This window comes from Ligilactobacillus sp. 110_WCHN (assembly GCF_030518115.1).
Taxonomy (GTDB): domain Bacteria; phylum Bacillota; class Bacilli; order Lactobacillales; family Lactobacillaceae; genus Ligilactobacillus; species Ligilactobacillus aviarius_C.
Map to the genome: position 1 here is coordinate 15303 of NZ_JAULLI010000021.1, position 12037 is coordinate 27339.

Annotated in this window: 15 protein-coding genes; all 15 read right to left on the reverse strand. The window is 32.2% G+C overall.

Going from position 1 to position 12037, the window contains the following annotated elements:
• Nucleotides 1-8 precede the first annotated feature (8 nt).
• Nucleotides 9-836 carry an SDR family NAD(P)-dependent oxidoreductase gene (locus Q3C15_RS07220; protein ID WP_289555036.1) on the reverse strand — a complete coding sequence of 276 codons (828 nt, stop codon included), beginning with the start codon at nucleotides 834-836 and terminating at the stop codon, nucleotides 9-11.
• Between the two features lie 13 nt (nucleotides 837-849).
• Complete coding sequence (locus tag Q3C15_RS07225) at nucleotides 850-1542, reverse strand: thioesterase II family protein (protein ID WP_289555037.1); 693 nt, start codon at nucleotides 1540-1542, stop codon at nucleotides 850-852.
• Between the two features lie 609 nt (nucleotides 1543-2151).
• Nucleotides 2152-2367 (reverse strand): DUF6290 family protein, encoded by a 216-nt coding sequence (locus tag Q3C15_RS07230; RefSeq protein WP_289555038.1) that lies wholly within the window; start codon nucleotides 2365-2367, stop codon nucleotides 2152-2154.
• 98 nt (nucleotides 2368-2465) lie between these two features.
• Nucleotides 2466-2624: a hypothetical protein gene (locus Q3C15_RS07235; protein WP_289555039.1), complete on the reverse strand. Its 159-nt coding sequence runs from the start codon at nucleotides 2622-2624 to the stop codon at nucleotides 2466-2468.
• Between the two features lie 213 nt (nucleotides 2625-2837).
• The gene (locus Q3C15_RS08695; RefSeq protein WP_353478017.1) at nucleotides 2838-2915 is read right to left on the reverse strand and encodes a type I toxin-antitoxin system Fst family toxin; all 78 of its coding nucleotides are present in this window, start codon (nucleotides 2913-2915) and stop codon (nucleotides 2838-2840) included.
• 328 nt (nucleotides 2916-3243) lie between these two features.
• On the reverse strand, nucleotides 3244-3405 hold the full coding sequence (locus Q3C15_RS07240) for a hypothetical protein (RefSeq protein WP_289555040.1): 162 nt from the start codon (nucleotides 3403-3405) through the stop codon (nucleotides 3244-3246).
• A complete protein-coding gene (locus tag Q3C15_RS07245) occupies nucleotides 3398-4051 on the reverse strand; it encodes a type II toxin-antitoxin system death-on-curing family toxin (protein WP_289555041.1) in 654 nt (217 codons plus the stop codon). Before Q3C15_RS07245 ends, Q3C15_RS07240 begins: the two co-directional genes overlap by 8 nt.
• 34 nt (nucleotides 4052-4085) lie before the next feature.
• The gene (locus Q3C15_RS07250; protein ID WP_289555042.1) at nucleotides 4086-4244 is read right to left on the reverse strand and encodes a hypothetical protein; all 159 of its coding nucleotides are present in this window, start codon (nucleotides 4242-4244) and stop codon (nucleotides 4086-4088) included.
• Nucleotides 4245-4246: 2 nt separating this feature from the next.
• Nucleotides 4247-4414 (reverse strand): hypothetical protein, encoded by a 168-nt coding sequence (locus Q3C15_RS07255; RefSeq protein ID WP_289555043.1) that lies wholly within the window; start codon nucleotides 4412-4414, stop codon nucleotides 4247-4249.
• Nucleotides 4415-4421: 7 nt separating this feature from the next.
• Nucleotides 4422-5432: a hypothetical protein gene (locus tag Q3C15_RS07260; RefSeq protein WP_302704789.1), complete on the reverse strand. Its 1011-nt coding sequence runs from the start codon at nucleotides 5430-5432 to the stop codon at nucleotides 4422-4424.
• A 973-nt stretch (nucleotides 5433-6405) separates the two neighbouring features.
• Entirely contained in the window at nucleotides 6406-7272 is an 867-nt protein-coding gene (locus tag Q3C15_RS07265) for a hypothetical protein (protein WP_278826051.1), read from the reverse strand.
• 1472 nt (nucleotides 7273-8744) lie between these two features.
• Nucleotides 8745-9824 (reverse strand): aminotransferase class I/II-fold pyridoxal phosphate-dependent enzyme, encoded by a 1080-nt coding sequence (locus Q3C15_RS07270; protein ID WP_289555058.1) that lies wholly within the window; start codon nucleotides 9822-9824, stop codon nucleotides 8745-8747.
• Complete coding sequence (locus tag Q3C15_RS07275; protein ID WP_289555045.1) at nucleotides 9817-10965, reverse strand: MFS transporter; 1149 nt, start codon at nucleotides 10963-10965, stop codon at nucleotides 9817-9819. Before Q3C15_RS07275 ends, Q3C15_RS07270 begins: the two co-directional genes overlap by 8 nt.
• A complete protein-coding gene (locus Q3C15_RS07280) occupies nucleotides 10962-11369 on the reverse strand; it encodes an NUDIX domain-containing protein (protein WP_289555046.1) in 408 nt (135 codons plus the stop codon). Before Q3C15_RS07280 ends, Q3C15_RS07275 begins: the two co-directional genes overlap by 4 nt.
• A 2-nt stretch (nucleotides 11370-11371) precedes the next feature.
• Nucleotides 11372-12037 (reverse strand): 7-cyano-7-deazaguanine synthase (locus tag Q3C15_RS07285; protein WP_302704790.1); only part of this gene is annotated, 666 nt, incomplete at its 5' end.

A 12037-nucleotide genomic window follows, 5' to 3' on the forward strand; every position in this document is an offset into this window, starting at 1 on the left:
ATTCTCCCTTATTTTATTGAATATCCTGCATCAATAACCATTGATGCTCCTGTTACCTTTTTTGAACTATCACTAGCAAGCCATATTACCATTTGTGCCACATCGAACGGAGAATTAACTGAATTCAATGCAACAGATTCTTTATCTATTTGTTCCTCCTCTGATAAAGATAATCCTAGAGAGTCTGCCACAACTTTTGTCATATTTCCATCAACTGAATCATCATCTTCTACTGGGCCCGGGCAAATAGCATTAACCCTAATATTATATTTTGCATAATCTAAAGCTGCAGATTTGGTCATACCTATAACTGCATGTTTTGATGTAACATAAGTTGAAAAATACTTATATCCTAAGATACCAGCAGTTGATGAAATATTAATAATACTTCCCTTATTTTGTTTAATCATATACGGTATAACCTCTTTGATATATCTCCAATAGCCATTAACATTTATATTCATCATAGAATTCCACTCATTTTCACTATATAAATGTGTTAGCTTTCCCGCTGGCGCTCCAATTCCTGCATTATTCACTAAGACATCAATTTTCCCAAATCTATCAATTCCTGATTCAATAACTTTTTTTACATTTTTTGTATTTTGAACATCTCCAAATTCATAGATCACATTAGCTCCATGCTTTTCACATGTTTTTACAGTATTAATAAGCTGCTGTCTATTTGCCAGATGATACGGGACATCATCCAAATCCATACCAATATCTGTTAAAATCAAATTAGCCTTTTCTTTTGCTGCAAGTATCGCACATGCTTTACCTATGCCTCGACCTGCACCTGTAATTAAAACTACTTTCTCTTTTAAATTTTCCATAAATTACCTCCATTTAAATATTATTTTTTATTATTTCAATACAAGTTTCGGGTTTTTCGCTTAGATACATATGACGTCCATTAACTTTATGAACTGAAAATTCATTTGTAGTGATTGTTTCCCATGCTAAGACATCTTCTTGAGATACGAATTCATCTTGATTCGAAATAATAACATCAATAGGAATATCAATTTTAATGTTTTTTTCATTCGGATAATAAGTTTCATCCATCCTAAAATCTGCTTTTAATGCTGGAATTAATAATTCTCTTAGTTCTGGAACGTTAAATGCTGGATGTGTATATCCTGTTAATTCTTCCATCTTTTCAATAATCTCATCGTCTGGACAGTTCGATAGTGAATAAGTTCTATCGCTGTAAGGAAATGCTGCAGCACTTAAAAACAATTTTTTTATTTCATATCCCAAGCTTTGTAATTTCCTTGCTATTTCAAAAGATAATATTCCACCTAAAAAACAATGTCCCCAAAAATAAATGTCATCTTCTTTACTTATTTCATTAACTAACCCTTTAATAATTTCCGATACAGCAGAATCCACAGAATCATATGGTTTCTCATCTATAAGCTGCTCCCTTCCTGGTAATTGAATAGCAATTACATCCAGTTCACTAAAATATTTTTGCCACGATTTATAAAAACTTGCTCCTGCACCAGCAAAAGGCGAACAAATTAATTTCTTTGCCATAATCTAATTTACATCTCCATTTTTAAACTTATTCAATTTTAAACCTAATATTAATTTTAATCAATATTAATTTTTTAAACGAACACACATATTGTTATATTTTTATTATAAAAACTAATATTTATGAATTTTATTGCAATTAACTCGTATTATTTATAACAATTACATGTAATAGTTTATTTCTTATATTAAGCTTATTTTAATTGAAATATAATAAAACAGCTTAACAATTCTGTTAACTGTCATCTTATATAACGAATTATATTTCTGAATTTATTATTAATGTTAACATAATATTAATTTATAAGTACATTTTAAACAGTATAGAAATTTAATTTCTACAAATATTTATACTTGAATTTTCATTCAATGAATGACACAAGCTTATCAGTTATTTTTGTTTTCTAAACACGTTATCGTTTATTGATCCATTTAGTAAGCAATGCCACCATGCACTCAGCAAGTAATATTTTTTAAAATGAATTAATAAAAAAGCGACTTGACTCCCAAATCTAACTGCGTCTGTCTATCCGATTAGGTCTTTTTTTGTAAAAAAAAACTTCACTCCAATCAGGAGCGAAGATTACGTTGATTTCTTTCACTCACCTACTAGAGTGAAAACTCTTTCATTACTTCCTTTTCTGAATATGTTCTACCATCGCTCTCCTTTTGAGCTTGAATAGCATCTTTATAATCTTGCTCATCTTCAACTTTTTCTAAGATTATATTTTTTATATAGGTTGTCACTGGTTCGTCTTCTAAATTAGCCAATCTTTTTATTTGTTCAAGCTGTTCTTCAGTAAGTTTAATTAATATTTTAGCCATACCTATTTACCTCTACTCTAATTATTTATATTAAAAGGACTCTGTTATGGAGTCCCTACACAACTTTATCTAGTACTTTTTTATTTTTCCGCTAAACACTACCATTTTAGATCTAAATTATCCATACTGTATTTTGTTTTAGCCAATTGCAAACATGTTTCAGTTTTTCCAACTGCTTTTGTACCTTCTAATAAGATTGCAGATAAGTCCTGAGTATACTCTTTTAAAGCCTTATCTAATAATCTTTTTTCGTACATTTTACAAAATTCAATACTTTTATTTTACAAAATAATCACATCATACTTTACAAAATTAACGGTTTTAATTTTACAAAAACCATCATCAGCTTTTTACAATTTGGAAAGTTCTTCACAGCGCTCTCTATTAATTACTATTTTTTCCATAAAAAAACGCCCAGCAGGTTGCCTACGCCTACCGGACTTCACTCCTTCACCTAATAACTGGCAACCTTAATGCTTATTGAGCCACCAAGCGAATAGTGCTGTGCCACACCCAACAAGCAATGGTGCAACAACATATTTGAACATAACAATCAACACGTAACGTCACCCCCTTTCGGGGCAGTTGCCAGATATAAGTATAACATGCTATAATAATAGTGAACATAAGAATCAACGTTATACGTAACGTCATTAAACCTAACTGCGCCGCCTAACCAGTTAGGTCTTTTTTTACACAAATTTGCTTTCTAATAATAAACTTATCGGTCTTTTATAAAAAAAACTTCACTCCTATCAGGAGCGAAGATCACGTTGATTTCTTTCACTCACCTACTAGAGTGAAAGCTCTTTCATCAACCATCTTTAGTATATATCCTCTAAAGCTGAGATACAATTATTTAGTCCCGAAGTTAGTTTACTCTTTTGCTAACTTCTTTAAGGCATCAATCACAACCGGTTCATTGATGATCTTTTCCCGATTTTCTCTTTCCATTTTCTCCTTTTCTTCAGCACTTAATTTTTCTACTTCTCCAGTAGAAAATAATGCTACTGCTTTCTTTAATTGATCGTTAGTCATGATAAACCTCCTTTAAATTTAACTTACATACCTTCAAAATAAAGTTCTGAATTTCTTTTTCATTCCACTCATCATTCGCAATTTTTTTAGAAACTGCATAAAAATAGTTCTTATCTAAATTCAACTCTTCATATTGAACATGATAACTATTATTTTCTAAAAAGTTTAACGTTGCTAACAAACCTGTTCGCTTATTCCCATTATTAAATGCCTGATAACGCGCTAATTTGAACCATAAATGGGCTGCTTTTTGTGATATGGTTGGAAATTGATCCTGGCCAAAGACCACTGAATTCTTTCCAATATTACTAATAGCCGTCTCAACAATTCCTCTATCCTTTAGACCAGCCACTCCATAAATTCCTTCTTCTTCAAACAAAGTTTGCGCTTCTTTGTTTAATTCAATAATATTTTCAACTGAAGGAAGGTTTATTTCGCGTTTATTAATCTGTACGTTTATTATATCAAAGCCCATTTGTAATTGGATTTTATCAGCTTCTATTTTATATTCAACTTTTTCATTTCCAACTAACTTAGGACGCAGTGTCTTAGATAAAAGATTTAATATTTCACTTGTCTGCTGAGTTTTAGCCTCTTCCGTAGTGTTGGGATCTACCGGACTATTCAGTACATAATTTAAATCCATTTATTACTCCTAATCTAGGTATTTAAATGTTTCCTTATCGTATTTTATTAAAGTTACATTCTTGCATTACTGTTATTAAATCATTAATACAATGACTGACCTTATCTCGTTCTTCCTGAGTCCCATTTTTCAGAACTCCCATATAATCGCCATACTTATTAATGATTTTTGCAATTTCTTCTGGTATTTTCATTCTTAATCACACTTTCTGCATTCCTGCATTTCATGAATTGCATATCCCATGTAATTATTAACTAACTTAATTTCTTTTTCCGTACCATGTTCAAATAAATCTACATAATCACCATATTTTTTGATAGTCTCTTTGATTTTCTCCGGCATTTTAACTTTTATATCCATCATTACCAACCTACCTTCCAAGATAGTTCCCAAGAACATCAATTCTGCCGTGGCCTAAATCGTTTGCGACTGCTTTAAATGCAGTAATATTCCCCGTAATATTATTGATTGTCTTTTGTTTATTATTACACTGTCCCTTATCATGAAATTCTTCTGCTAAGCGAACTTGGGCGTATTCTTGACGCTGAATGTGGAATCTTAGATCACCACTTACCTTACCATCAAATACATAATTGTTTTTACGAAAGTTTTCACGATTTTTCTTCATAAATGTATCACGAAAAGCCTTAATATCTTCCATTTCGGTCGGAATTGATTTCACGATCCGTGGTTGATACAGTCGTCGCATTTCTTTTTCCATATCGCGCCGACATGTTGCAAATCTAGGCCTTCCGCCTTTTCCATAAGGAACAAAGCAATACAATCTTCCATTACACTCAACAAAACTATTGGCCATAATCGAATATTTATCCTGACTTACATGACATGCTTCACTTCTTCGCAATCCAAATGCACGAACTGTATCAATTAAACGCCGATTGTTACTATATAAACGACTATTCTCTTTACGCCATTCTGCTGCTGTAAGTCGCCGGTTATTCATGATCTCGCCACGGTTCTTACGTTTCATTTGTAAGTTATAGTTACCCTTATGAGCATCGTTCCATCGGCTGGCTGTAAATACTTCTTTTTTATTCCAATGTCCCGTATAAACCATTATATGGTTAATTGCGGTAATCCCCGCCTTCATCGTCCAGGCACTATATCCATGTTTTTGTAAATAAAGACAGTATCGTCCTACAACGTCATGGCTGATTTGATCAATCCGATTAATACCATTATCATCGGCCCATTTACAAAAAGACGTAGCAGCGTCCTGATGAGTTTTTAGGCTCTTATCTGAGTAGATATGATAATAATCCGCCTTAGTTGCACCATGATGTGCTTCAATAGCTTTACGGCCATCTTTTCGCTGTTTATTAAGAATATATCTCATATTATGAGCTAGTCTTCGACCCATATTATCACCCTTAAAGGTTTAATGTTAAAAGAACTAAAACCCGCCATAGTGGCTCTACAGCCTAGCCTCCTGTTGGTAAGCCGGTGGAGTGTCCGGCACGCGGGCTTAATTTGCTACTTCATTTGAAAACGTTAACAACAAGCGTTTGCTCCTGAACTCAGATACTTCTGTTTCAAGTAATCCAACAAATAAATCAATCGGATTATCACAATTAAAAATTGTCATGCCGATCAGAAACATGTACATATACCGGTACAGTGAAGATCAAACGTAGTACCATGAAACCGTTGATCTTATGGGCATGACTGTCTAGTCACTGATTCGCAAGCCTAAAAAAATAGCTATCGAATTTTTTTAGTTGCTCATATCAGTTCTCACGAACTGACGCGACTAGACAGTCATCCTTTGCCATTCAATTTCGCCTTTTCTTCAGCTAGATTAGAGCGGCCCCACTCTTTGCTAACACCAGTCTAAGGTTAGCACTCAGTGCTCTTTTGCACGTAACTTAGGTATTTAGTTTAGTGTTTCATTTACTCGACTTGCTATAGCAAATCGTCTCCGTCTACGAACCAATTCTTGTCAGTGCTCGACTACTCATATACTCAGCTCGCCTTCTTCATTTTCTAATTTGAAAAAAGTTTGCCTCCGCTTACTCAATTATTCTTGTAAAATTTCAACTGCTCTCCTTTCTCATCTAGAAAATTGAATAAGTAAACTTCACACTAATTAAATCCAGGACGTCCAAGCCCCATCATTACAACTGATCGCCCCTTGTTTATTTTTTGAGACTTCAGAAAGCCTTTGCCTGTGCCACTTCTGCGCCATTTCTATTTCATGACTTTTTTTAAATAGCTAAATTACTTTAGCCGCGATGCCCCGCTGTCCTTCTCACAAAGAACGTGCCAAAAACGTTTGGTCGAAGTATTTTTGAGAAAATACATAAAAACTCTATACGTTTTTATTATAACATAATTTAAAACCCGAATTTGCTTAGAAATAGGTGTTTTTGTTTGCGTTCTTTTTCTGCTAAATGTTTTTCACGCTTTTCATTCCAACGATCAAATTGAAATCCACCAAACCAACTTTGTACATTCTCATCATTTAAATCTTGAAACTTAATTCCCCGTAAAGGCTGTTCATTGACTTGTTCCGGATAATACGGAATAAACACTGGAATGCCATAATGACTTTCAACAAAAACCGCTTGTTGAAGACAATCACTGCCAAACATCAACGCATACGGGTGATCTTGGTGTTCAAGAAAAATAGTCGGTGTCCCTTTCAGGTTTCGTAATCGCGCTGGAATTTGAGCTTCACCTACTTTATTAAGTACTCTTGAGGCATTCTCCCATTCCATAATCATACGCCGATTAAACTCTGGAATACTGATAATATCATGGTTTCCCCTTAATTCTTTATCATTATACAAATAAACATAAGTATCTGAATCAATTAAAACATATGCAATATTATCTGTTGATCCAATTTGATACTCATACTTAACTAACACATTTAAATATCTCATTAAACGTAATAGGCTTTTAATCTGATTATGTAAGTTATTGGATATTCTACCAAACTTCATTATACCTGCATATAGTTGTTCTTCTTTTACAAAAGGAGTATAGGTGAAAATATCAAACACTGCTCTCAACCGCTCGTGATTTATTCCTATTTGTTTGAAAAGTGTCGCTTTTTCAACCGTTTTAGGAACTTCAATTCCTCCAAATTTAGCACTTTTAGGAGTTTTGATTTTCCTAATACTTCGATATTCAGATTGGTTAAATTGATTAATTTCATTTATGGTTAATGGAGTACTCTTTATCTTATTACTTACCATAATCTTTTCCTCTTACCTTATATTAAATTACTTTCTCTAAAAAAATCGTTAATCTAACTGATTTATCAATTCCTACTTCAATTTAATCTAATTAATAATAATTATTAATTACAAATCGTTCCAAGCCCTCTGTACAGAGCTGGTAGCTCGAGGAGAGCGCAATCTTTCCCTGGATCTGTAATTACAGATCCAGGAAGAATTACGTATGCCGCTTGTACGTCGCAGTACAGCCGTCGTGTCACGTACTGTTGTTATCTTTAACCAGCATTTCAGCTGGCCCTAATACTTTATTCCACGCATTCGTGCGCCCTACGTGTTACGCTTTCGCATATCCTTTGTATTAGTCCCTGTCGCACTACTAAAGTCCACCGTCCGCTTACGAGCAACTCATACAGCTTTCTTAACTCGATTAACTTCTAGAAGAAGTTTAGTTTTACTGCTGTACTAGCTCCAGTCGTAACTAAGTGGCGAAGTTTGACCACCATTGCTTTTTACCTTACCTTTCCGATTTCTTATTTTTATCGGGGCTTTAGGCTTCGATCCTTTGACCGTGTGGGCTTGCAACTTTTACCCACTGACCTTACCTACCAACTAACAACAGAAACGCTGATAGGCACGTTCTATATTTGGTCTTAGCGGTAAGAAATCCGCTATCTTTCAATGTTTGCTAACGGTGTTTCATCTCATCGGAATAAATAAAAAGAGACATCGTATTGTGTCTAACCGATGTCTCTTATCATTTCCAATGAATTCAATTAAAACTCAAATCTAGCTAACTCAATGTCTTTTTTGATTTATTAGCTCTATTTAATTATAATAAAGCTAGTAAAGACGCTAGATGCAAGGTTGCAATCAGTGGGGACTGATCGTAACTGTTTTAATTGGTGGTGCCACACCAGTTAGAACCCCTCGGCTGAACGCCAATTCAGATCGAAGGCTAGGGTCTTTTTATTTATAATATTTTATTCACTTCTCTTTTTATACTAACAGTCTTTTTTGAATTTTGCAATTAAAAATATCGCATTTACTTGACAAAAAAATATATAATATCTATAATTAAATTTAGGATTACATTAATTATATTATACAGAATGGTGCCCAACCAACGTGAATGTTTGGCACATCATTCAGGATTAAATGAACTATAAAAGCCACATCAATAATATGATGTGGCTTTTAATTTGTTTTTGATTAATTATTGAAAAAGTTTTACCAATACGACTCAACAAGGAACCTATTGCCTGAAACATCGAGTCTTTAATGGTGATTAAGTACAATTTTAGTAATAAATAACTTTGCTAATATCCTGGCTTCTTCGTAAAAAATAGAATGCCTATCAATACATTTTATATTCTAATCCGCAATTTGTAATAAAGTAATTTAACAATGGATTTATCGACTCTTAAAATGTATTAGTGACATCTTGTAAATTCTTTAAATTGTTGTTAATTAGTAAAATTGTCACCTATAAGTTACATTATTTCTTTTATATGTTTCATTATATACTCAATATTTCTCGTAGAGTCCACTGTATTCATCCTAAAATTATTCGTATACTCTTTTCCGTATTTTTTACCTAACGATACTTTTATACCATTTCTTTTTAAATCTGATTTCATATCAGCAATATTTGATAAGGCATTTACCCAAAAGTAAATCCCACCTTCAGGAGAAATAGAATCAGGAAACATATTTTTTATTAAATTTACATTTTCATCAATTATTGTTTTTACTTCGCCTTTCCATTTACTACCATATTTATACCCTAGAATAGTTGAAACAACACTTATAATATTAGGCGACTCTAATCCGTCATTAGATATTTCATCTCTCATAAACTCATTTAACTGTTTATTATATGAAATCAAATATGATGATCGAATTCCTGTAATATTATATGTTTTACTAGGTGAATATAAGCTGACAATTTTTTTATAATCAAAAGTTGAAATTAAAGGATAAAACTTTAAACTAGAAAAATCTGAAAATACTTCATCAGAAATAACCCAAATATTATATTTTTTTGCTATCTGAATTATTTTAGTCAGCTCATCCAATGAAAATACTTTTCCAGTTGGATTATGTGGATTACACAAAAGTATAGCAGAAATTTTATTTTTACAAATTATTTTTTTCAAATTATCCCAATCAATTTCATATCTATTTTTCTCTAAATTAGGAATTAACTTACTTTCGCAGAATGAAACCCGTTTATTTAATTTGTATTCTGGAAAAATCGGTGAAAAAACTGCTATCGAATTTTTATGGTAACCTTCTGTAACGAATTTTATTATTTTATTTACCCCATACATTGTCGTAGGAATGTTAATAATACCATTTGGATTAATGCTTGCATTGAATTCTTTTTTAAAATGATTGCAAATGCTCTCGTAATAATTAATGTGATCAATGTCTATATATTCCAGTTCTGATTTTTTTATAAACTTAGACAATTTATCAGTAACTTCGCTAGGGGCCGAAATATTCATAGTTGCTAACCATGAAGGATATTGTATTTCATTGTTTCTATATTTCAATATATATTTATTCATCAAAACTTATTCTACTTCCTAAAATAATGATAATAGCAGCCGCTAAAAACAAAATCGAGACTATTGGCAAATACCGTATTGAAGCCATTCCTAAAAACATCTGACCAGTCAAACTACCTAAACTTGCTCCTAAGTTTTGTGCAGTTGTGTTGAAAGAAAGTGCAGTATCGCGATATTTATTTGTTAATTTTGTAATTAACATTACTCCAAGTGGACCTGTAACCCATTGTGTTGCATTCCACAAAAACAAAGTAATCCAAAAAATAATTATATTAATTTTAGAAATGCAAAGTGTTAAAATGGCCGTTACTAAAAATAAAATTAACGCTAATTGATAGAATTTTTGTGGCCTTTTTTTATCACTTAAGTTCCCGCCTATTTTTGAACCTACCAAGCTCCCTATTCCGAGAATAAGCATTGAAATTGTTAAATATTTATTTGAATATCCGATTGCATTAGAAAATGGAGAAAGATAAGCAATGAAACTGGCATTAGCAGCTAACACCAACATTGTTATAATAATAACCGATACAAATTTAAACGATTCTATTGAACCATCATTTTCTACAGTTTGATCATGATTATTCTTAATTCCTGCATCATCTTGCAATATCAATTTTTTTGAATTTATTATAAAAATAATCATCACAAGCATTGATAAAATCGAAATAATAAGAAATATGTATCTCCACTTCAAATATTGCCCGGCAAATGTACTCAAAGGTAAACCGATAGCATTTGCTAAGCTGAAGCCCATATAAACAGTTGTAAGAATCGATCCTGAACAAGTAATAATTGCTGCTTGATTTAATAATCGAACAACTAAGATTGCCGCGCCAACAGCTGTAACCAAACGACTGATTACTAACATCGATAAGTCTTTACTACAGAAGGCTAATAGGTTTCCTAAAGTAAAAACAACAAAACTTCCAATTATTACCGATTTATCATTAACTTTACTCAAAATTGTATTTAAAATTGGTCCACTAATTGCAAACGTTAAAGTGTAAACAGAAATAAGAATTCCTAATGATTTACATGAAACTCCTAAGCCGGTAGCAATATTATTTGTAATTCCTACCGTTAACATTGCCATAATTCCCGTTAAAAAAGTACTAACACTATATACTAGGCTTCTCATAATATCTTTTTCTCCTTTATCATAGGAATTACAATATCAGAAAAACCTGTTGCAATATCATTTCTTTGATTTGCTGTATTCACATCAATCCAACTGTATTTTAAGATCTCGTGACTAGGGTTAATTTTATTATTGTCATAGAGAACTACCTTAAATAGCTTAGTTAGTAATTCATCCTTACTAAATTGAGACGAAGTAGAGAAGTCCATTAAGTACTTCATACTTTTAACATTTCTCTTGACAATTTCTAATTCTTCCCATAATTCCCTATATAATGCACTTTTCAACTTTTCATTATTTCGAACCTTACCACCCGGTAAAATCCAAAAATTTTGGTGCTTTTTTTTCAGCACTCCTAATATTTTATTATCATAAACTATTAAAGCCGATACCTTTACGATCATTATTATCCCACCCTCAGCTTATTCATATCTGCCAAGTATTTCTCACATAATGGAAGTTTGCTTTCAATATACTCGTTCACTATTGAATCTGAAGGTTCTGAGAATGAATCACCAAATATCGATACACTTTCTAATGACTTATTAGTAACGCCCATCTTTAATAGTTCATATTTTACAGTCTCTCCGTCCTTAATATTATAAATAGGTGTTTCAAAAGAAATACCATGTTCACGTTCAAATTTAGTCAGCAAATTAATTGCAATCATTTTTTGTTCAGCTAAATCATTTTGATATTTAGCTGAGCCATCCATCATCTTGGAAATACCATTTTCAATACAGTATTGAGTTGCAACAGTATGAATGGCTAATTTTTCTCCTAACAAAACCAAATTTACCTTCCATTTGTTAAAGTCTTCCTCTATGTTCTTTATAGAAATTTCTCTAAATAATGCAGCTGTTGGAATGCGTTTATGAATAAATTTAGTTTCAGGAAATGCTTCCTTTAATTCAGATACCCTAATATCAGTTAGACTACTTCCTAGTCCAATCCCACTATTCGCTGTTAACAAATGTACTTCGTCATATGATTTAGCTGCTCTACAAGCAACTAATGAAGAATCTTTTCCGCCAGTAAACAAAATTGCAACTTTTTCCATTATCTTATTCTC